This window comes from Aerococcus sanguinicola (assembly GCF_001543145.1).
In the GTDB taxonomy this organism is placed as follows: domain Bacteria; phylum Bacillota; class Bacilli; order Lactobacillales; family Aerococcaceae; genus Aerococcus; species Aerococcus sanguinicola.
The window spans coordinates 911,929-933,578 of record NZ_CP014160.1 but is presented as its reverse complement, the minus strand read 5'-3'; the positions used below and the strand labels follow the sequence as shown (position 1 = coordinate 933,578).

Here is a 21,650-nt window from a genome sequence, read left to right as displayed (position 1 = left end):
CATGACCAATTGGACGACTAGGCAAGCTAGAATAGGAGGCTAGTATTTTGGCTTTAGACAATAGATTAGAACGTCGAGAAATCTCCCATGAAATGCGGACATCCTTCCTCGACTATGCCATGAGTGTTATCGTGGCACGGGCACTGCCGGATGTTCGGGATGGGATGAAACCTGTCCACCGGCGAATTCTCTACGGGATGAATGAATTGGGGGTTACCCCAGATAAACCTTATAAGAAGTCAGCGCGGATTGTCGGAGATGTCATGGGTAAGTACCACCCCCATGGGGACTCCGCCATCTATGAATCTATGGTGCGGATGGCCCAGGACTTCTCCTACCGCTATATGCTGGTAGACGGCCACGGGAACTTCGGCTCCATCGATGGGGACCAGGCTGCCGCCATGCGGTATACCGAAGCGCGGATGAGTAAGATTGCTACTGAAATGTTGCGGGATATCAACAAGGACACGGTGGACTTTATCGCCAACTACGACGGCGAAGAGCGTGAACCAGAAGTTCTCCCTTCCCGCTTCCCTAACCTCTTAGTTAACGGGGCGACCGGGATTGCGGTCGGGATGACTACTAATATCCCACCCCATAACTTAAATGAGGTAATCTCAGGTATCCACACCCTGATGAAGAATCCAGAAGCAACGACGGCTGAGCTGATGGAAGCCATCCCTGGACCGGACTTTCCGACCGGGGGGATTGTGATCGGCAAGTCGGGGATCCGCAAGGCTTATGAAACAGGCCAAGGACGCATCATTGTCCGCGGTAAGTTGGATATCGACCAGATGTCCAGTGGTCGCGAACGGATTGTCATCCATGAGATTCCTTATATGGTCAACAAGGCTAAGTTAGTGGAACGGATTGCGGATTTAGCTCGTGACAAGGTGATTGAAGGCATCACGGCAGTCCGGGATGAATCCGGCCGGGATGGCATGCGGATTGTGGTGGAATGCCGCAAGGACGCCAGTGCCAGTGTGATCGTCAACAACCTCTACAAGCTGACCCAGCTCCAAGCCAACTTCAACTTTAATATGTTGGCCATCGTCAACGGTGTGCCTAAGACCCTGAGTCTCAAGGAAATCCTGACCTATTACGTGGACCACCAAGAAGAGATTATCCGTCGTCGGTCGATCTTTGAGAAGAAAAAGGCCGAAGCCCGGGCCCATATCCTGGAAGGTTTACAGGTGGCCCTGGACCATATTGATGAAATCGTCAATATCCTGCGCTCATCACGTTCTGGTGACGAAGCCAAGGAAATCTTTATGACCCAGTACAAACTCTCGGATAAGCAAGCCCAAGCCATTCTCGATATGCGTCTGGTCCGCTTAACTGGCTTGGAACGGGAAAAGATTGACAAGGAACATGCCGAACTGATGGCTGAAATTGCCCGCTTGACGGAAATCCTAGCCAGCGAAGAGAAACGTTATGAAATTATTTACCAAGAATTATTAGAAATCCAGGCTCGCTATGGCGACGACCGCCGGACCGAACTGCGGGTGGGTGAAATCACCAGCCTGGAAGATGAGGACTTGATCGAAGAAGAGAATGTGCTCGTTACCCTGACCCGGAACGGCTATATTAAGCGGGTTGCCGATGATGAATTCCGCGTCCAAAACCGCGGCGGTCTCGGCGTCAAAGGCATGAGCATGAACGATGGGGACTATATCGAAACCATGTTCTCAACTTCTACCCATGACATTATCCTGTTCTTTACGGACAAGGGCAAAGTCTACCAGATGAAGGGCTATGAGATTCCAGAATACGGCCGGCAAGCCAAGGGGATTCCGATCGTTAACCTCCTGAACTTGGAAGAGGACGAGAAGGTGCGTGATGCCATCAATGTGACCCCGGTGGACCATGACGGCGATTCTGACGGCTATCTGGCCTTTATTACGCGCCAGGGTGTCATTAAACGGACTCCTGTTCGCGACTACTTCAATATCCGTAACAACGGCCTGATCGCCCTCAATCTCAAGGAGGATGATGAGCTCGTCGATGTGCTCTTTACCAATGGCCAGCGCAATCTGATCGTGGCTTCCCACGATGGCTATGCGGTCAGCTTCAATGAACAAGACGCCCGGTCGATGGGGCGGACAGCTACCGGTGTTCGGGCCATCCGTTTGGAGCCTGGTGACTATGTGATTGGAGCCGCCGTCCTAGCTGACGTTGCGGATGTCCTTGTCGTCACCGAGAATGGTTATGGGAAGCGGACCCCAGCCAGCGAATATGCCATCCGCAAGCGCGGCGGTAAAGGGGTTAAAACCATCAATGCCAGCCAGCGGAACGGGAAGCTGGTGGGGATGACAACCGTCGACCTAACTGAAGATATCATGCTGATGACCGATGAAGGCGTAGTCATCCGCTTCCATGCGGCTGATATTTCCCAAACAGGTCGGGTGACCCAGGGTGTCCGCCTCATGCGCTTGAATGATGACGCCAAGGTTTCAACTATGGCCAAGGTGGAAGCTGAAGAAGAGGAAGAAGTTGCTTCTGCAGGCGCGGCCCAACAAGCAGAGGGCGAGGAAGACTTCTCAGCCATTGCTGAAAAGGTCAACGAAGAAACCGAAGATAGTGATGAATCGGTTTACGATGACCAGGATATTCCTCAAGCTCGCCTGTCGGATGACCAAATCCAAGAAAACCTGCACCATTTCACCAATGAACTCTTGGATGAAGAAGACGACGACCAAGAATAGGAATAAAACTAAGTAAAAAGCCAGCCCGAAAGCTGGCTTTTTCTTATGGAATTTTTGAACGGCTAGCTAAGCCTCTTTCTCGCTGCGCCAGAGGGTCCATGACCGCTTCAGGGTGTCCAGCATGCCCTTGTCACTGTAGGTGAGGACATTGCTCTTGTAGAAGGCCGCTGAGAGGTAGAAGATGGCTACCATCGTGATCAGGCTGAGCACGACAGAGAGGCCAATTTCGAAGCCTGAGACACTTTCTCCAGCGATACGGAAGGGCATCACGAAAGGCGTGAAGAAAGGAATCTGTGAGCTGATCCGCACCAAGGCATTGTTGGCTGAGGAAGCGAAGGCGAAGAGGCCGATATAGAAGCCAGCCACCCCCAAGAAAACAACAGGCATGATGGTTTTTTGGACATCTTCGGTCTTGGAAACGAGGGAGCCCAGGAAGCCCGCAAAACTGGTGTAGATCAGGATACCGATAAGGGCGAAGACCAGGCCCAAGGCAAAGATCGGCAGGGCTTCTTGGATCAGACTGCCTAGTTGTAAGTTGTCTAAGAGCTTATCTGGAATCGGCAGGCTGACTAGGGAGCTGGCGAAGGCAGCCGCTCCTAGGAGATAGAGGATTAGGTAGCAGCCAATCTGAGTCAGAATCATGAGCCCCACCCCAATCATCTTGCCGAAGAAATGGGTTCGGGCCGGGATACTGGAGAGGATAATTTCCATAATCCGCGAGCCTTTCTCTGCTGCAATCTCTTGGGCAATGATGTTGACATAGGAAATAATAAAGAAGAAAACAATAAAGCAAGTAAAATAGGCCATAAATGAGCGAATGATATACTTGATCGAATTCCCTTCTTCTTGGGAGAGCTTGCCATCCTCCCCAAAATTCAGGTTATTGACATTGATTGCTACCGATTGACTTTGGAGCTTGGCCAGGTCCTCTTGGCTGAGCCCCAGACTTTGAGCCAGGCGCCGGACTTGTAAATCCTGGAGCCCTTTTTCAATATCGTCTAAATTAACATCGCTAGAAGTGGTTTTGTGGAAGAAATTGGCCTTAATTTGGCCCTTGTCCTCGCCGACTTCAAGGTAACCATCAATCTTGTCGTCGCGCAAGGCGGCCTGGGCCTCTTCTTGGTTGAGGTCCAAGATAATCTGGTTGTGGCCCTTATTCGCCTCTACAATCTCTTGGACTTCGGGAGAAGCCTGGACCAAGGCGATATCCCCCGACTTAGTGGCCTCGCTCTGACCAATGAAGTAGCCGATGAGACCAAAGACAGCGACCATGACTAGGGGCGAAGCGACCATCCAGACGAAGGACCAGGAAAAGACATTCTTGCGGTATACGCTTTTTGCGACAGTCCATAATTTACTCATTGGAGCCACCTGCTTTCATTTTAAAGATTGCTTCGAGTGTGGGCGGTTGCTGGCTGAAGGCTTTAATATAATGGCCCTGGGTCACCTGGTCGAAGATCTGCGGACCATAACTTTCATCCTGGAGCTCCAATTGGTAAACGCCAGGACGGTCGCTTTCAACCTTGTCCACACCCTCTAATCCGGCCAATTGTTCCGCTGTCCACTTGTCTGTTTCCAGGTAGAGCCGGGTGTTGCCGAAGCTTTCACGGACTTGGTGGATGGGGCCATAGAGCACGCGCTTGCCATCATGGATCATAATCAGTTCATCACAGAGCCGCTCGACATTATCCATATTATGGCTGGAGAAGATGATAGAACTCCCCTGGTCTCTCAGATAGAGGATGCCATTCTTGAGCAAGTCAGCGTTGACCGGATCCAAGCCAGAAAAAGGCTCATCTAGGATCACAAATTCAGGTTCATGGATGAGAGTGGCGATCAGTTGGACTTTCTGCTGGTTCCCCTTAGACAGGGTCTTGATCTTGTCCTGGCGCTTGCCCTTAACCTGGAAACGGTCCATCCACTCATCAATCCGGGCCAAGACATCCTGGCGCTTCATCCCCCGCAATTCAGCGAAGTAAACAATCTGCTCTTCGATGGACATCTTCTCGTAGAGCCCCCGCTCCTCTGGCAGGTAGCCGATAATATTATAGATTTGGGTGTTCATGGCCTTGCCATTCCAGGTCACACTGCCCTCGCCTTCTGGTGTCAAAAAGTCCAAGATCATCCGGAAGATGGTCGTTTTTCCAGACCCATTACGGCCAATCATGCCAAGAATCTTCCCGTTCTCCAACTGGAAGGAGACATCATCAACCGCGACATTCTGCCCGAAAGTCTTGGTTAGGTGCTTAGCTTCAAGCATTTCCCTCACTCCTTTATTTTTTCTTAAAATTAATTTAACCCTAGTATATCATGTGCGGCAAAAGACATAAATCAAAGACTAGATCTTCTGGGGAAAATATTTGTGTGTTAGCAGTGATTAACTAAACAATCGCGGCTTACAAGTCGAATTGTGAGCAGAAGGTATGCTCACTCATATGATTTATTTTAGAAAAAAAAACTGGCTTCCCCAAAAAGGAGGAAGCCAGTGAATTTGGTCTTAGTTCCAGTTATCTAAAGCTTTTAAGCGGGCTGCTTTGACTTGGTCAATGTTTTGCGTCCCAGCCAATTGCATCACGCGTTTGAGGTCGGTTTCGAAGTATTCAAAGACGGACCGCACACCCTTCCAGCCACCTAGGGCTAAGCCAAAGAGGACAGGACGTCCCAGAGCAACCAGGTCGGCACCTTGGGCTAGGGCCTTGAAGATGTGTTCACCGCGGCGGACACCTGAGTCGAAGACAATTGGCACCCGGCCAGCAACCGCATCAGCAACTTCAGCTAAGCATTCAAAGGAGCCTGGTGCTTCGTCTAATTGGCGGCCACCGTGTGTGGATACCCAAACACCATCAGCCCCTGCTCCGATGGCCACATTGGCATCTTCCGCTGTCTGCAGCCCTTTAACAAAGACAGGGAGGTCAGTATGTTTCTTGATGAATTCGACATCACGCGGGGTAATCTTTTGCTTGGATTGGCCATAGATATTGTTGAGGGACATATTTTCCCCAGTCCCTGTCAGGTAGCGGGAAACAATTGGCATACCGAAGGGGTAAACAAATTCATTCTTGTCATCCCGGTCGCGGTTACCTGAGATGGTCGCATCGGCCGTTAGAATAATAGCGGATGCCCCATCGGCCTTGGCTTCGTTCAGGATGTTAATATTAAGTTCATCATCCTTGGCCATATAGATTTGGAACCAGCGCGGATTACCTTGGAGGCCTTCATCAATTTCTTCGAAGGTAGCTCCTGAATATGCTGAAATCGACATAATGGTGCCTCCAAATTCAGAAATCCCCTTAGCTGTTCCAGCTTCCTTAGTTTCGTGGGCTAGACCATGGGCTGCGATTGGCGCCATGATGAAAGGCACTTTCAGTTTTTGACCAAAAATTTCTGTTTCCGTTTCTGGGAACTCGACATCGGCCAAAACCCTTGGCAGGATACCTTGCGATTTGAAGCATTGCACATTACGTTTTAAGGTAAATTCTTCACCTGAACCGCCTGCTAGGTAGTCAAAACCGCCTTTAGGCATGACTTCTTTTGCTAAGTCTTCAAGTTCAATAGTATTATAAATGGTTAAGTCTTTCACCTCAGAAGGTGCTTTGTATTCGGCTGACATAATTTTTCTCCTTTTCTGTGAATAATGAAAGCTTAATGAAAACACTTTCTTTACACTTCTAAATTAACATAAAAGCCTTAAATTCAAAAATAAAACGCTTACTTTTTAATAAAAAATTATCGCTGTGAATCATAGATTCTAGGTATAGGTGGAGCGGCTTAGATTAAGGAGCTAAGATTTGGTCATGCTGGCAAGACTTTATTGACCTAAAAGTTGGACGGTGCTGATTTTTGAATACAAGTCTCGTTAGCAAGTTGACTTTCATTAAAATTTCACTCCCAATAAAAAAACTCTAGCCAGGCTTGATTCAGCTTGGCTAGAGGGTTTAGCTAGTTTGTACATTCATCATATCAAAAGCACTGATTTGGAAGAGCTTTTGTAGTCGAATATTGTTAACCCACAATTGGAGCTTGCTAGCGTAGATTGAACGGTGCCAAGCCACACTTCGGAATCTCGAGTGTGGCTTCCCAATCTTCAACCCACAATGGAAGAACTTGATTGTGGCTTGTTCATTATGAAGCCACAAATTGAAGCTCTGAGTGTGGGGTGAGCGATGTCAAACCACACTCGGCCCCTTTGATTGTGGATTGGCTCATTATGGGCGCGCTCCCTTACACCCTAGTCGGGTTCGAGGATGCAGAAAGGGCTCCTCTTCGCAAAAGTTCGTCGAAGGCTTGCAGCCTTCTCTGGTCTTTTACTCCAGAGGTCCCTTTTTCCCGCATCCTCTCACACCCTGATCTAGTCGGGTTCGGTCGCTTAGCTTTCGTGTCACTTCACAAGTCTCCGCCGCAGTCTTACAGACTGCTCTGGTGACTTGCTCCAGCGAACGAAAGCTACCCGCGCGCCCTCACACCCTTTTATTCAGCGAATTGGCTTTGGTAGAGTTTGGCGTAGGTGCCGTTGAGGGCGAGGAGTTCTTGGTGGCTACCCTGTTCAACGATGTCCCCCTGGTCGAGGACGAGGATGCGGTCGGCGTCGACGATGGTGGAGAGGCGGTGGGCGATGACGAAGTTGGTCCGCCCAGTCATGAGATTGGCCATGGCTTCTTGGATGAGGCCTTCTGTCCGGGTGTCGACGGAGGAGGTAGCTTCGTCCAGGATGAGGATGTCAGGGTCCGAGATGAAGGCCCGGGCAATGGTGAGGAGCTGGCGTTGGCCTTGGGAGATGTTGGAGGCTTCTTCGTTGAGTAGGGTGTCGAAGCCATCTGGTAGGCTCTCAATGAAGTGGTAGCAGTGGGCTTGTTTGGCCGCCTGAATCACTTCTTCTTGGCTAGCTCCGGACTTACCATAGCGGATATTTTCTTCGATACTGGCTTGGAGGAGCCAAGTGTCTTGGAGGACCATGCCAAAATGTTGGCGCAGGTTATCGCGCGGTACCTGGCGAATGTCCGTTCCGTTGATCCGGATCGCGCCCTTGCTGACATCGTAGAAGCGCAAGAGGAGGTTGATCAGGGTGGTCTTACCGGCTCCCGTTGGCCCCACAATGGCAATTGTTTGCCCCTGGTCCACTTCTAAACTCAGGTCTTTGATAATAGGATGGCCGGCTTCATAGGCAAAGCCCACATGGTCGAAGCTGATGCTTTCGATAGGTGAGTCAATTCGCGCTTCATCGCATTCCACTTCTTCAGGGGCATCTAAGAATTCGAAGACCCGGTCGGCTGATGCCATGGTCTCTTGGAGGAGGTTGGCCATCTCTGCCATGGTATTGATGGGGCGAGTCATCTTCTGACTGTACTGGATAAAGGCCAAGACGTCCCCGACGAGGATCTGTTGGTTGAGGACGAGGAGGCCGCCGACGATGGCAATAGCGACATAGCCCATGTTGCTGACAAAGGTCATCACAGGTAGGAGGACCCCCGCCATAAAGCTGGCCTTGTAAGACACGTCATAGAGCTTGTCATTGTAGCTACGGAATTCTTTGTCGGCCCGGTCTTCATAGTTATAAGCCTTGATCAGGTCTGTCCCAGTAAAGCTTTCTTCAACGTAGGCGACCATAGCCCCCAGACCCTTTGCCTTGGCACGGAAGTATTTCTGCGACCGGCTGGTAATAAAGCGGGTAGCAAAGAAACTCAGGGGGATGGTGACGAAGAAGATAGCGGTCATCACAGCAGAAATGCGGAGCATCATCACGATAATTCCTAGGAGGAGGATAATCCCGTAGAAGACCTGGCTGATGGTTTGCTGGATATTCTTCCCGAGTACCTCTACATCGCTGGTCATCCGGCTCAAAAGGTCGCCCGTTCGTGCTTGGTCGAAGTAGGCTAAGGGAATATGCTTGACCTTATGAGATACTTCTTCCCTGAGTCTTAAGATAAAGTTCTGGGAAATATAGGTGAGAAGTTGCCCCTGGATGAAATTAAAGACAGCTAGGGCCAAGTAGAGACCGACTAGGATAAGGCAGAGTCGGCCTACTGCCTGGAAGTTAATGGCCTGGCCGGATTGGATATCGTGGAAGAGTTGACTGGTTAAGTCCCCCATCATGCGAGGGGCAATGATATCACAGGCAGCGATGACCAAGGTGGCTAAGACACTGAGAGCTAAGAAGAACTTGTATTGGCCCAGGTAGGCGAGGAGCCGGGGTAAGGTTTTTTGTTTTTGCTTAGGCATGGTCAACCGCCTCCTCTCCTTGACTTAGGGCAATTTCACGGTAAATTTGGTTATTTTCTAGCAAGTCCTCATGGCTGCCGAAACCTTTGACTTGGCCATTATCGAGGACAAGAATTTTATCGGCATGGCGAATGGTAGCCACACGCTGAGCGACAATAATTAAGATGGCCTGGTCCAGGGCTTCCTGAAGGGCCTGGCGGAGTTCGTAGTCCGTCTGATAATCTAAGGCAGAGAAGGAGTCGTCGAAGATATAGACAGGGACCTGCCGACTCAAGGCCCGGGCGATGGCTAGACGTTGGCGTTGGCCGCCTGAGAAGTTATTTCCTCCCCGGATCATGGCTTCATCGAGTGGGCTTTCTTCAGGCAGGAAGTCTCTGGCCTGGGCGATCTCTAGGTTATTCAGCAAGCGGTCGTCACTGACGGCTTCATTACTATAGGATAAGTTGTCACGGATGGACTTGGTGAAGAAGAAGTTTTGCTGGGGCACATAGCTCATCTGGTCGCGTACACTAGCGGCTTCTAAGTCTTCAATATCCTGGTCGTTAATGAGTAAGTGGCCGGCACTTGGATCATAGAATTGGAGCAGGAGTTTGAGCAGGGTCGACTTCCCCGATCCTGTTCCTCCAATAATGCCCAGGGTCTGCCCACGTTCGACCCTAAAGTTAATCTCCTTTAAGGCCGGCAGATTGGCGCCTGGGTAATAGAAGGTCAAGTCACGGGCTTCAATCCGTTGAATCGGCTCTTGGAGGGAGATCTGTCCCCCAATTTCACGCGTTGGATAGGTCAAGAGTTCATTCACCCGCTGGGCCGAGGTAAAGGTTCGCGGCAGCATGGTTAAGAGGTGAGAGATCATGATCAAAGCCGAAAGTACCTGGGTAATATACTGGAGATAAGCCATCATATCTCCAATCTGCAAGTCCCCCTGGTCGATCAGGTGAGAACCAAAATAAGCCACACCAACTAGGGAGAAGTTCAAGATAATGGTCAAAAGAGGCATAACGGTAATCATAATACGGTTCACCTTGAGGGCAGTCTGGTAGTAGTCCTCATTGGCTTCACTGAAGATCTCTTCTTCATAACGGTTACGAGAAAAGGCTCGAATAACCCGCAGCCCCGTCAGACGCTGGCGGAAAAGCAGGTTGATGCGGTCGAGATAGGCTTGCAACTTAGGAAAATAAGGCAAAGCCACTCGAAAGACAATATAGGTCCCGATAAGAATTAAGGGTAAACTGAGAAAAATAACAAAAGACAAGCGGAGATTAGTGGTTAGGGCCATAATCAGCCCGCCCACAAACATTAACAGTCCCCGGACCCAGGGCCGCATGCCCATCAAGGCCATTTGTTCAATTTGATTGACATCATCCGTTGTCCGGGTAATTAAAGAGGAAATTCCGAAGTCTTCGGTCTCATCGAAGGTCATGTGGTTGACCTTGGTATACATCTGGTGGCGGACGTCCCTGGAGAAGCCCATAGTTGCCTTAGCCGAGTGGTAGGCAGCTGAGCCCCGGCAGAGGACGGTCACGAGAACAACAAGCAACATGACGCCCCCGATCTTAAGAATCAGCTGGGTATCCCCATTAGCCACCCCTTGGTCAACCACCGTAGACATTAATTTGGGTAGAAAAAGTTCACCCAGAGCATTTCCGAAGGTCAGTAAAATAACGAGTAAGATTCGCCAACGGTAAGCTCTTAGGTAAGCAAATACTTGCACAATCGAGTGCCTCCAATCTAATCAAACAATCACTATTGATCATAAATGCGTACCCTCCACTTTATCACAAGCCAGGCCAGCAAGCGAATAAAAGAACTCAGCCCTCCTATTTGCAGCTAAGAGAATAAATCCGGTAGAATATAGCTAAGCCTAAGAAAGGAGGGCTCATGATGCTTTATCTTATCTTTCTTATCCTGGCTGTGGTGACCCTAGGACTTGGTTTTTGGGCACTGAAGCAGGACCAGATCGCTTTTTACAGTCTTGACCAAAACCAGGCCGACCACAACCACCTACTTGCCCAGGGATTGGGAGTTAGCCTCCTATTTGCTGGAACGGTTCTAGCCTTTATTTTAGTTATTGTTTATTTCTTCCACTTACCGGCCTATTTATTACTTATTGTGGCAGCCTTCATCTACCTGACAGTCTTTGTCAAATTAGCGCAAATGAAAGGCTCGCTTAAGCAATAGTATTCTCCAGACTGCCGATCCCTTCAATTGTCACACAGACCTGGTCTCCCGGCTGCAGCCAGACTTGGTCTTCAGCTTTTTTACCGGCAATTACCCCATCCGGCGTCCCGGTGAAGATGAGATCACCCGGCTTAAGTGTCATATGACGGGACAGGTAGCTCACAATTTCAGGAATGCTGAAGATCATTTGTTGGGTCGAAGCGGCCTGGACCGTCTGACCGTTCACCTGGCAGCTAATGGCGAGCTGCTGAGGATCAAGCTGGTCTGATAAGCTGACATAGGGACCGACTGGCGCAAAACCATCTCCTGTCTTCCCGACCAACCACTGACTACTGGCGAATTGCCGGTCCCTCAAGGAGAGATCATTACCTGCCGTATAGGCAAAGATCATATCCGGTCGGAAATCTTTTGCTTGGATGTCTTTGATTTCTTCCCCCACGATAGCGACAAGCTCAGCCTCATAGTCGAGCTGGCTGCCATAACTTGGGAAAGGAATCTTTTGCCCAGCCGCTGCCAAGGCATTATTAAACTTAGAGAAGATCGTCGGCTCTTCCCGAGCATCCGACCGGTCCACTTCATCAATATGGTCCTGGTAGTTGAGCCCGACGCAGAGAATTTTCTCCGGCGCTAACACAGCGGGCAGAAAGTCAAAGTCCCCTTCTAAAGGAAGTAGGTCTTGTGGAGTTAAAGCTCTGAGCCGGTCGATTAAGGCCTTGGCCTGGTCAGCCTGCAGGAGGTCATCAATCGAGCGGATCATTAAATTTTCATGGTCAAAGATCCAGTCACTGAGGGCGTAGTGCTTGTCGTTTATGTAAGCACCCAAGCCAGCTTGTCCCTGGTGGAGATAGTTAAAGAATTGCATGGAAAAACCCCTTTCAATAAAAGCTCTTATCTCCATTATAGCCCATCGCTTGGTGGAATGCCCCTAAAATGCTAGGTGGATCCAGATGCCAGCAGAAAAATAATTATAGAAAAATACTGAGCAATTACTTGCGTCATTTTTCCCAGTCTGTTAAAATATAATATTGTGAGTATGAATATACTCTCCTTGCTCTTTTCTAATGAGGAGAGCCACAAGACCAAAAGGAGGTGCGAAAGCCAATGACTAAATATGAAGTTTTATACATTATCCGTCCAGATTTAGATGATGCGTCAAAATCAGCCTTAGTTGAAAACTTTGACAATATCTTAACTTCAAACGGGACTTCAATCATTGAATCAAAAGACTGGCAAAAACGTCGTTTCGCATACGAAATTGAAGATTTCCGCGAAGGAATCTACCATATCGTAGAATGTGAAGCTGAAGATGCTGAAGGCATCAACGAATTTGACCGTCTCGCTAAGATCAACGACGGCATTTTACGTCACATGATCACTAAAATTGAAGCTTAATGAAGACTAAGATTACGAGAGAGGGATTATCATATGATTAACAATGTCGTATTAGTTGGCCGATTAACTCGAGAAGTCGATTTACGTTATACGCAAAGCGGCATCGCTGTTGCTAACTTTACAGTAGCTTGTGATCGCAACTTTCGTAATTCACAGGGTGAAACTGAGACAGACTTCATTTCCTGTGTGATGTGGCGTAAGTCAGCCGAAAATTTTGCTAAGTTTACCCGGAAAGGTTCCCTCGTCGGAATTGAAGGGAGCATTCAAACGCGTAACTACGAAAACCAACAAGGGCAACGTGTTTACGTAACAGAAGTTTTAGCTAATAATTTCAGCTTACTAGAACCAAAATCAGTTACTGAAAGTCGTCCACAATCTAACAACAATTCATATGGTAACAATGCTTACCAAGGCAATAACTTTGGTTCATCAAACCAAAACCAAGATCCATTTGCTTCCCAAGCAAATCAAGATCCTTTTGCCTCTAATGATAATTCTTCTCCGTTTAGTGCAGGCGGATTTGGCAATGATAACCCATTTGCTTCTGGTAACAACGACCAGAACCAATCATCTAACAATGATGGGTCTTCGATTAATATTGCCGATGATGACCTGCCATTCTAAAAATGGAATAAAGGAGGATAATGAACATGGCACAAAATCGTCGTCGTGGTGGCCGTAGACGTAGAAAAGTATGTTTCTTCTGCGCTAACCATGTAGATCACATTGATTTTAAAGATACAGATTTATTACAACGTTATATTTCTGAAAAAGGTAAAATCTTACCTCGCCGTGTAACTGGTACATGTGCAAAACACCAACGTGCTTTAGCAACTGCTATTAAACGTTCACGTGTAATGGCCCTATTACCATTTACCGTTCAGGACTAATAGAAGAGAGCACCGGGTATTAACCGGGTGCTTTTTTTATGCCTGTGTATAAACATATGTTCCTAAAACAAGAGTTTTCCACATGTTAATTCTTTTTATGCACAGTTGTGGATATTTATGAGAATAACTGTGGATTGTTCCACGTGAAACAGCCCAGCACTTATCCACAAATTCTATCCACAATGCTGTTTATAAGTGGATAAGTCTGTTGAATTGTGGATAAGATGTTTGAAAAACAGGAGTTTTTGTCCATTGATAGGAACGTATGTTCTCTTTAACGACAATTACTATTGATGATTAGATAAAAAAGTACTTACATATGGAAAATTCTAAGCCTAATGTGGATATCCTTGGATTGTGGATAAAAATAAGAAAATAATATTGCTGTACCCTAGTGTGGATAAGTGAAAATTTTCCTTTTATAAAATTGTGTATAAGTTCTTCTAGCTAAAAAGTGATTAGCGATGTGACTAGATCTTTTAATGTGCCACGTGGAACAAAATGAATTTTTTAATGGCTATTAAGGGCAATATGTTAGCGTAAAAGTTATTATCTTTAACTTGTCAAAGCTAAGAAATTAAAACTAACAAGTCTATAATAAAGAATGTGGCTCATTCCCCATCGATGAGTTTTTGAGAATACATAGCCCAATAAAAAATAGTGAATTAGTCTTGAGTTAATGAAAAGATCTAACTTCCTAGCAGATTTAGGATAACTTTGACCAAAATAATCTTAATATAATACTTTCCTAAGCAAGAATACGTATTATTGAATCACCAGAGTGTGTAATAAATAAAAGAGAGATGATTTTTCTGCAAGCATGCAGGAAGTATCATCTCTCTTTTTTATAGTTTGCTAGTGATGTTAATAAGCCGTAAGTTAAAGAAATAGTGCTTTCCTAAAATTAGTAAATAAATGTTGAATATATTGCTAGCTTTATTTAATTCAGTTCTATGTTTCACGTGGAACAATTGACTTTGTGTGCCCACAGAAGCCTTTTTACTAAATATGGCAGACATCTATAAACTAGCGCTAAATTTCAAGTTAGTTAATGAAAAGTATTGTTGACTATAACTAATTACTTTCCCCAAAAAAATGTCTTCTTTAAAAAAGGATAATGAATGTGATATGTAGGATAAATAGATTAATTTTAATTCTATATGAGCGTGTGACAAAAGTAGATTAGTCCTGAATTCGGCTTAACGTATATATCTGTAATTCGCTAGCTTTCGATCAGCTATAGCAACTATCTGTGAACTATGGGAAAGTGTTGGTAAAGGATTGGACATAGTTAGTAATTGGATTCATTTTCCAACTTTCATGTGACTTCACAAGTCTCCGTCACATAGTCAAGTATTGCAGACTTATTCTAATTCTTATGGCTTACTCCAGTGAACAAAAGTTAAGCGGACAAAGCCTTACACTCACACTCTTGGTATAGTTGTTGAGTTGGCTTCGCAAAATTAGACTTGAAATGATTTCAGGTTAACGAAAGGTCTAACTAGTATCATCCTAATTCTATAATTCTCCATATCATTTAGTTTAAAAACTAGCAATATTAAATTAATTTATCCAAGCGGAGGAGGCCAGTGGAGAATCATTAATACTGAATGAAAGTGTGATCCTTCCTATTTGTGTTTCACGTGAAACAATGATTGTAGATATTTGTCTCTTGCTTATTTATTATATATTGTAATTGTTAATCATGTATAGTTGCTATCTGTGACTGGTAAATCTATATTATAAGTTCAATCCTTAAAATTGGGAGGAAGCGATAGCTTTTATTTAGACAAGGAAGAGTGGATTGTAAATGCTTACTGTTGATTAGTTAGTTTTGAATCAGCTAACTAGCCTAGTACCACATCCTAATATCCGTATCCCATGACAACTCGTACATGGTGAAAAATTATGGGGAAATCTTTAGCTTGGTTGATGGATGAATTTTAATTTGTAGTTGGCTTTAAGAAAAAATGATTTTAGATAGGGAGGTCTGTCCAGTTAAAGGAAGAGTTCCACTTTGATATCTAATACTTTATCCTCTAGTTCTTCTTTTTTTATTGGCAAGTTTCGATTGCTTGAAATGAAAATATCAAAATCGACTTTAATTCACTATGAAGCTTGTTGCCCAGAGTTAATTGCTTTTGTAAGATAAATGCTTAGTTTTCTTTATCGTAATGATTAATATCTTTCCTATTAACTTTTTCCAGCTATGTTTCACGTGAAACATTTTAAAATTGGATGCTTAATAAATTGGAATCAGTATTAGTGTTTCACGTGGAACATTTATAAAAAAAATAGAAATAGTAAAATTTATTTTTTATAACTGAGCAAAAATATTTCTCAATGATTGATAGCAAGTGATAATAAAGTGTTTATTTAACATATAAAGACAATAGTTTGAGTTTTACTTCTTTTACTCTATGTGAAGCTTACTTTATTAATTTGTTTCACCAAAAAAGTGATTTTATTTTGTTTCACGTGAAACACTTTATTAAAATTAATAGTAAAAATAAAGAGAAAACATAAAGTTTGACTAAAAAATGTTTCACGTGTAACATTTATATAGGGAACACATGTTCTTTTATCCTTTTCTTTTTGCCTGTTTCACGGTATAATAGAGATGATTGAAATTAATTTAAAAATAAGCTAAGTGTGTTAAAATATCCTTATATGAAATGAAGGAGTAGATCATGCAAAAAAATTACAAGCAGTCTAAGCAGCATCCTGAATTAAAAGATGGTCGCATTTCTCTTGCGATTGGGATTGCTGCACTCTTACTCTTGGCTTGTGCCATCCTAGCCTTTATCTCTAGTGTGAAATTAGGGGCTCTCATCCTCGTATTAGTTATCTTAGTAGCTTTAGTTTTACTTTATGCTTGGAATGCCCTGGAATATGAGTTTGCCAAGCAAATGGAGCGGCTCGAAAATCGTTTGCAATCGGTTCAGAATGAGATTTTATTGCAGATGCCGATTGGTATTATCTTGTTTAATCCGAATGATAATTTGATCGACTGGGTGAATCCTTATTTATTGAAGTATTTTGACCGTAATGATTTGATTGGCCACGAACTCGAAGAAATTGATGAAGATTTGGCCGAGGTTTTCCATCGCTTATATGAGGAAGAGGGCCAATCAACGGATCGGATTCAATGGCAGGATCGATTCTTTGATGTGGGGCTTTTGCGCGACCAGCGGGCTATGTATTTCATGGATGTGACTAAGTATGGTGAAATTAGCCAGGCTGCCAGCAATAACCGTATGATTATCGGCCATATTTTGGTGGATAATTATGATGAAATCATGTCGGCCTTGAATGACCGCCGCAAGTCAACGATCGATAACTACATGACCAAGCAATTGTCGACTTGGGGTCGAAAGTATAATAGTTTTGTTAAAGAATTGGATGATGACCGCTTCCTTCTCATCGGGACTTACGGGGCCTTGCAAGAGATGGAAGAGGATAAATTCCAGATTATCGATACCATCCGGGAAGCCACTTCTAAGTGGAACTTCCCACTGACCCTTTCAATTGGGATTTCTTATCGTGAGATGGATGACCCGCTGAGTATTAGCGAAATCGGGGACCAAGCCCAAGCCAATGTGGACCTGGCCTTGAGCCGTGGGGGTGACCAAGTTGTCATCAAAGTTAAGAACCAAAAGGCCCGTTACTATGGGGGAAAAACCAATCCAATGGTTAAGCGGACCCATGTGCGGTCGCGGCAAATTGCCAATACGATTGCTAAGATGATGCAGGAAAACCAAACCATCTTTGTTATGGGGCACGATTATCCCGATATGGATGCTATTGGTGCATGTGTGGGAATTCGGCGTATTGCTCAAATGAATAATAGCCACTGCTATATCGTGGTGAATGAAGATCGGATCAACCAGGATATTAAGCGGGTAATTGAGGAATTACGTCAAGATCCTGATAATGCAGAGGCTATTATTTCGCCAAGCCAGGCCGAAGAGATGGTCCAACCAGACTCTCTTGTCTTCTTGGTGGATGTTCACCGGCCTTCTATTACGGTAGCCCCTGAATTAATTGAAGCTGTTAATGGGATTGTGGTTATTGACCACCACCGGAAAGGCGAAGAAGTGGCCAACAATATTCTCTTAGAATACATTGAGCCCTATGCTTCCTCGGCCTGCGAATTGATTACGGAATTCTTTGAATACCAGAATCCAGAAGGCAGTCCAGTTAATCGCTTGGAAGCGACGATCATGTTGGCAGGGATTACTGTTGACTCGCGAAACTTCTCTTTGCGTACGGGCTCACGGACCTTTGATGCAGCTTCTTATCTGAAGTCCAATGGGGCCGATTCCATTCTCATCCAAGAGTTCTTGAAGGAGGACCTCAATGATTATATCGACCGCAGCCAATTGATCGAGAGCGTTCAGTATGTTGAGCCCAATATGGGGATTGCCCAGGGGCCGGACGGTCAAGTGTATTCCACTGTGATTGCCGCCCAAGCAGCGGACACCCTCTTGTCTATGAATGGGATAGCTGCTTCCTTCGTTGTCTTCCAACGCAATGATGGTCGGGTCGGCATCTCGGCTCGGAGTATGGGGAATGTCAACGTGCAAACGATTATGGAAGAACTAGGTGGTGGCGGCCACTTATCCAATGCTGCCACACAGATTTCCGATGTCACGGTGAGTGAAGCGGTCGACCAGTTGAAAGCAGTTTTAGCAAAAGATAAGGAGGAATAAGGATGAAAGTCATATTCTTACAAGATGTTAAAAAACAAGGTAAAAAAGGTGAAATTAAGGAAGTTTCTACCGGCTATGCGCAAAACTACCTGATTAAAAAAGGCCTAGCTAAAGAAGCAACTAATAGTGCCATCTCTGCCCTCAAAGGCAAACAGAAGGCAGAAGCCAAAGAAGCCGCTGAAGAAAAGGCAGAAGCTGAAAAATTAAAGGCCCTTCTAGAAGATGAGAAAACGGTTGCTGAAGTTAAGGCTAAGGGTGGCGAAGATGGCCGTCTCTTTGGTTCTGTGCCATCTAAGCAGATTGCGACAGCCTTGAAGGACCAATATGGGATTAAGATCGATAAACGGAAGATTGAATTACCCAACCCAATCCGTGCTTTTGGCTATCGGAATGTGCCTGTGAAATTACATCCGGATGTTGAAGCGACGATCCGGGTACATGTTGTTGAGGAATAGAAAATTAAAAAATGAGAATTGAATGGGCTAGGGCTTTTTTTGCCCTGGCTTATTTTCATGAGCTGAAGTTTTTAGTATAATTATTAACGCCTAAAGGACTTGATTTATGACGAAGGGGGAAATCATGGCTGATAGTGACTTAATAGAACGTATTCCTCCTCAGAATATTGAAGCTGAGCAGGCAGTATTGGGTTCAATTTTACTTGAGCCGGATATTTTTACAACTGTCAATGAATTTGTCAGTGAAGAAGATTTTTATAAAAGAAGCCACCGCTTGATTTTTAGCTCTATGCAGCGACTCAATGACCGGGACGAGGCGATTGATGCCTTGACGATCCAGGAAGATCTACAGAGCCGGGGCATGCTGGAGAATATCGGTGGGGCTGACTATATTTTTGAAATTGCTGAGAAGACACCGACGGCAGCGAATGCGGAGTATTATGCCAAGATTGTCGAAGAGAAGTCGATCCTTAGAAAGCTGATCCATGCGACCAATACGATTCAGAAGGAATCTTACGGTGAGGAACATGACTTGACGACTATCCTGGATGGAGCCGAGCGGCAAATCCTAGCGGTGAGTGAGAATCGCAATCGGAATGGTTTTATCCATATCTCCCAGGTGCTCCAGGAATCGATTGGACATATTGAAGAATTGTCCAAGCAGCATGAGGCGGTCACGGGGATTGCAACGGGTTACCCTGATCTTGATAAGATGACCACGGGCCTGCATCCGGATGAATTGATTATCCTTGCAGCCCGGCCTGGGGTAGGGAAGACGGCTTTCGTTCTGAATATTGCCCAGAACATTTCGACCAAGCAGAATGGTCGAGTAGCCATCTTCAGTCTGGAAATGGGGGCCGAGTCCTTAGTCAACCGGATGCTCTGTGCAGAAGGCAGTATCGATGCTAACCGTCTGCGGACGGGACGTTTAGAGCCGCAAGAGTGGTCTGACCTAGTCGTTGCCATGGGGGCCCTGGGGGAGTCTGAGATTTACATCGATGACACGCCGGGGATCCGGGTGACAGATATTCGGGCTAAGTCGCGCCGACTCAAACAAGAAAAGGGAGACTTGGACCTGATTGTGATTGACTACTTGCAGTTGATCGAAGGGAGCCGGCGGAGCGAGAACCGCCAGCAGGAAGTGTCTGAGATTTCTCGGCAATTAAAGAAATTAGCTAAAGAACTGAGTGTGCCGGTCATTGCCCTGTCCCAACTTTCTCGGAGTGTGGAACAGCGGCAGGATAAGCGGCCTGTCCTCAGTGATATCCGGGAATCCGGTTCGATCGAGCAGGATGCGGATATTGTTGCCTTCCTTTACCGTGAGGATTATTATCAAAGAGAGGGCAGCGAAGAGGAAGAGAATCCGGATGCTGATAATAACATTATTGAAGTGATTATTGAGAAGAACCGGAGTGGGGCCCGCGGGACAGTGAAATTAATCTTCACTAAGGAATTCAATAAATTCTCCTCGGTAAGTTTCCGCGATGAAGCGGAGATGTAGGGGAGTAAAGACGGTTGTAGCGTCAAAAATACTATCCAATCTATGGATAAGCCAATCGAGAAAGGACTTGGAATTATGTCTGGAATTGTTGTTGTTGGAACACAGTGGGGAGACGAAGGGAAAGGGAAGATTACGGACTTCCTAGCTAAGGAGGCCAGCGCCATTGTCCGCTACCAGGGCGGCGATAACGCCGGTCATACCATCCAATTTGATGGGAAGAAATTTGCCCTCCACTTAATCCCTTCTGGTATCTTCTCGCCAGATAAGTTATCCATTATTGGCAACGGGGTTGTCGTCAATCCCCAAGCCTTAGTCAAAGAATTGAACTATCTTAAGGAGAATGGTGTAGACACGAGCGGTTTACGGATTTCCAACCGGGCCCATGTCATCCTGCCCTACCACATTGAATTAGACCGACTCCAAGAAGAAGCTAAGGGCGACCAAAAGATTGGAACGACCATTAAAGGGATCGGCCCTGCTTATACCGATAAGGCGGCTCGGATCGGGATTCGTTTCTGTGATTTACTGGAAAAGGATACCTTTGCGGAAAAATTAAAGGCGAATTTGGCTTATCACAATCAAGTGATTGAGAAGATTTACCAGGGACAAGCTTTAGATTTTGACTCTATTTTTGAAAGTTACTATGCTTATGGCCAAGAAGTCAAAGACTATGTGGCAGACTCTTCTTATTTGATTGGTCAGTTGATGGACCAAGGGCAGCGTGTCCTCTTTGAAGGAGCCCAAGGAAATATGCTGGATATTGACCAAGGGACCTATCCTTTTGTCACCTCTTCAAATCCTGTAGCTGGGGGCGCCACCGTTGGAACCGGGATCGGTGCGACCCAGATTGATAAGGTTGTTGGGGTCTGCAAGGCCTATACCTCACGTGTGGGTGAAGGGGCCTTCCCAACTGAGCTCTTTGATGAGGTGGGCGACCGCATTCGTGAAGTTGGTCATGAGTATGGAACGACAACGGGTCGGCCACGCCGGGTAGGTTGGTTTGACGCTGTGGTGATGCGCCACTCTAAACGTATCTCTGGCTTAACCGATCTCAGCTTGAACTGTGTCGATGTCCTATCTGGTCTGGGAGAAGTGAAAATCTGCGTAGCCTATGAGAAATCAGATGGCAGTCGGATTGATTACTACCCTGCTAGCCTTAAGGAATTGGCTGATTGTACGCCCATTTATGAAACGCTACCTGGCTGGTCAGAAGATATCACAGCTTGCAAGAGACTTGATGACCTACCTGACAATGCCCGCCGTTATGTGGAACGTGTCAGTGAATTAGTGGGGGTTAGAATTTCTACCTTCTCTGTCGGCCCTGACCGTCAACAAACTAATATTTTGAATGATATTTGGCATAGCTAAGAAGATAAAAAGGCAGCTAAGCGAGAAATGATTGGTTTTCTCGCTTAGCTGCCTTTTAGTTTGGACTGCTATCTTGCTTGGGGTCAGTATATTCTCTGGCTCTTTACTCCAGAGGTCTATTTTTACCCGCGCTCCCTCACACCCTGTAGTCGAGTTCGAGGATGCAGAAAGGGCTCCTCTTCGCAAAAGCCCGTCGAAGGCCTCCAGCCTTCTCTGGTCTTTTACTCCAGAGG

At 46.0% G+C, this 21,650-nt stretch carries 15 protein-coding genes; 9 read left to right on the top strand and 6 right to left on the bottom strand.

Features of this window, described 5'->3' with window-relative positions:
- Positions 1-44 precede the first annotated feature (44 nt).
- Positions 45-2,705: a DNA gyrase subunit A gene (gene gyrA, locus AWM72_RS04105; protein WP_083505578.1), complete on the top strand. Its 2,661-nt coding sequence runs from the start codon at positions 45-47 to the stop codon at positions 2,703-2,705.
- Between the two features lie 66 nt (positions 2,706-2,771).
- Here gyrA and AWM72_RS04100 read toward each other — a convergent pair whose 3' ends face one another.
- The 5 genes from AWM72_RS04100 to AWM72_RS04080 all read right to left on the bottom strand — a co-directional run bounded on the left by AWM72_RS04100 (position 2,772) and on the right by AWM72_RS04080 (position 10,632).
- Positions 2,772-4,067 (bottom strand): ABC transporter permease, encoded by a 1,296-nt coding sequence (locus AWM72_RS04100; protein WP_067973633.1) that lies wholly within the window; start codon positions 4,065-4,067, stop codon positions 2,772-2,774.
- Complete coding sequence (locus AWM72_RS04095; protein WP_067973630.1) at positions 4,060-4,965, bottom strand: ABC transporter ATP-binding protein; 906 nt, start codon at positions 4,963-4,965, stop codon at positions 4,060-4,062. The genes AWM72_RS04100 and AWM72_RS04095 overlap by 8 nt, the downstream gene beginning before the upstream one ends.
- 237 nt (positions 4,966-5,202) lie before the next feature.
- On the bottom strand, positions 5,203-6,315 hold the full coding sequence (locus AWM72_RS04090) for a lactate oxidase (protein ID WP_067973626.1): 1,113 nt from the start codon (positions 6,313-6,315) through the stop codon (positions 5,203-5,205).
- An 857-nt stretch (positions 6,316-7,172) separates the two neighbouring features.
- Positions 7,173-8,921, bottom strand: a complete 1,749-nt coding sequence (locus AWM72_RS04085) for an ABC transporter ATP-binding protein (RefSeq protein WP_067973621.1) — start codon at positions 8,919-8,921, stop codon at positions 7,173-7,175.
- The gene (locus tag AWM72_RS04080) at positions 8,914-10,632 is read right to left on the bottom strand and encodes an ABC transporter ATP-binding protein (protein WP_067973618.1); all 1,719 of its coding nucleotides are present in this window, start codon (positions 10,630-10,632) and stop codon (positions 8,914-8,916) included. The genes AWM72_RS04085 and AWM72_RS04080 overlap by 8 nt, the downstream gene beginning before the upstream one ends.
- Before the next feature lie 167 nt (positions 10,633-10,799).
- Between AWM72_RS04080 and AWM72_RS04075 the strand changes: the two genes are divergently transcribed.
- Complete coding sequence (locus AWM72_RS04075; protein WP_144435176.1) at positions 10,800-11,099, top strand: hypothetical protein; 300 nt, start codon at positions 10,800-10,802, stop codon at positions 11,097-11,099.
- Here AWM72_RS04075 and AWM72_RS04070 read toward each other — a convergent pair.
- Positions 11,089-11,961, bottom strand: a complete 873-nt coding sequence (locus AWM72_RS04070; protein WP_067973611.1) for a fumarylacetoacetate hydrolase family protein — start codon at positions 11,959-11,961, stop codon at positions 11,089-11,091. The two genes, AWM72_RS04075 and AWM72_RS04070, sit on opposite strands and share 11 nt — an antisense overlap.
- Positions 11,962-12,200: 239 nt before the next feature.
- Between AWM72_RS04070 and rpsF the strand changes: the two genes are divergently transcribed.
- The 7 genes from rpsF to AWM72_RS04040 all read left to right on the top strand — a co-directional run bounded on the left by rpsF (position 12,201) and on the right by AWM72_RS04040 (position 21,417).
- Positions 12,201-12,491: a 30S ribosomal protein S6 gene (gene rpsF / locus AWM72_RS04065; RefSeq protein ID WP_067973608.1), complete on the top strand. Its 291-nt coding sequence runs from the start codon at positions 12,201-12,203 to the stop codon at positions 12,489-12,491.
- 33 nt (positions 12,492-12,524) lie between these two features.
- The gene (gene ssb, locus AWM72_RS04060) at positions 12,525-13,115 is read left to right on the top strand and encodes a single-stranded DNA-binding protein (protein ID WP_067973604.1); all 591 of its coding nucleotides are present in this window, start codon (positions 12,525-12,527) and stop codon (positions 13,113-13,115) included.
- A gap of 26 nt (positions 13,116-13,141) precedes the next feature.
- Positions 13,142-13,381 carry a 30S ribosomal protein S18 gene (rpsR, locus tag AWM72_RS09190; RefSeq protein WP_083272419.1) on the top strand — a complete coding sequence of 80 codons (240 nt, stop codon included), beginning with the start codon at positions 13,142-13,144 and terminating at the stop codon, positions 13,379-13,381.
- Positions 13,382-16,071: 2,690 nt separating this feature from the next.
- Positions 16,072-18,093: a DHH family phosphoesterase gene (locus tag AWM72_RS04055; protein WP_067973600.1), complete on the top strand. Its 2,022-nt coding sequence runs from the start codon at positions 16,072-16,074 to the stop codon at positions 18,091-18,093.
- 2 nt (positions 18,094-18,095) lie between these two features.
- Entirely contained in the window at positions 18,096-18,548 is a 453-nt protein-coding gene (rplI, locus tag AWM72_RS04050) for a 50S ribosomal protein L9 (protein WP_067973596.1), read from the top strand.
- A 106-nt stretch (positions 18,549-18,654) separates the two neighbouring features.
- Positions 18,655-20,049 carry a replicative DNA helicase gene (dnaB, locus tag AWM72_RS04045; RefSeq protein ID WP_372595700.1) on the top strand — a complete coding sequence of 465 codons (1,395 nt, stop codon included), beginning with the start codon at positions 18,655-18,657 and terminating at the stop codon, positions 20,047-20,049.
- A 75-nt stretch (positions 20,050-20,124) separates the two neighbouring features.
- Positions 20,125-21,417, top strand: coding sequence for an adenylosuccinate synthase (locus AWM72_RS04040; RefSeq protein WP_067973589.1), 1,293 nt, complete (start codon positions 20,125-20,127; stop codon positions 21,415-21,417).
- Positions 21,418-21,650: the final 233 nt, after the last annotated feature.

Excerpts from the sequence above, each read along its gene's own strand:
- AWM72_RS04100 (WP_067973633.1), bottom strand. The coding sequence starts at position 4,067 with ATGAGTAAATTATGGACTGTCGCAAAAAGCGTATACCGCAAGAATGTC.
- AWM72_RS04095 (WP_067973630.1), bottom strand. The coding sequence starts at position 4,965 with ATGCTTGAAGCTAAGCACCTAACCAAGACTTTCGGGCAGAATGTCGCG.
- AWM72_RS04090 (WP_067973626.1), bottom strand. The coding sequence starts at position 6,315 with ATGTCAGCCGAATACAAAGCACCTTCTGAGGTGAAAGACTTAACCATT.
- AWM72_RS04085 (WP_067973621.1), bottom strand. The coding sequence starts at position 8,921 with ATGCCTAAGCAAAAACAAAAAACCTTACCCCGGCTCCTCGCCTACCTG.
- AWM72_RS04075 (WP_144435176.1), top strand. The coding sequence starts at position 10,800 with ATGATGCTTTATCTTATCTTTCTTATCCTGGCTGTGGTGACCCTAGGA.
- AWM72_RS04070 (WP_067973611.1), bottom strand. The coding sequence starts at position 11,961 with ATGCAATTCTTTAACTATCTCCACCAGGGACAAGCTGGCTTGGGTGCT.
- rpsF (WP_067973608.1), top strand. The coding sequence starts at position 12,201 with ATGACTAAATATGAAGTTTTATACATTATCCGTCCAGATTTAGATGAT.
- ssb (WP_067973604.1), top strand. The coding sequence starts at position 12,525 with ATGATTAACAATGTCGTATTAGTTGGCCGATTAACTCGAGAAGTCGAT.
- rpsR (WP_083272419.1), top strand. The coding sequence starts at position 13,142 with ATGGCACAAAATCGTCGTCGTGGTGGCCGTAGACGTAGAAAAGTATGT.
- AWM72_RS04055 (WP_067973600.1), top strand. The coding sequence starts at position 16,072 with ATGCAAAAAAATTACAAGCAGTCTAAGCAGCATCCTGAATTAAAAGAT.
- rplI (WP_067973596.1), top strand. The coding sequence starts at position 18,096 with ATGAAAGTCATATTCTTACAAGATGTTAAAAAACAAGGTAAAAAAGGT.
- dnaB (WP_372595700.1), top strand. The coding sequence starts at position 18,655 with ATGACGAAGGGGGAAATCATGGCTGATAGTGACTTAATAGAACGTATT.
- AWM72_RS04040 (WP_067973589.1), top strand. The coding sequence starts at position 20,125 with ATGTCTGGAATTGTTGTTGTTGGAACACAGTGGGGAGACGAAGGGAAA.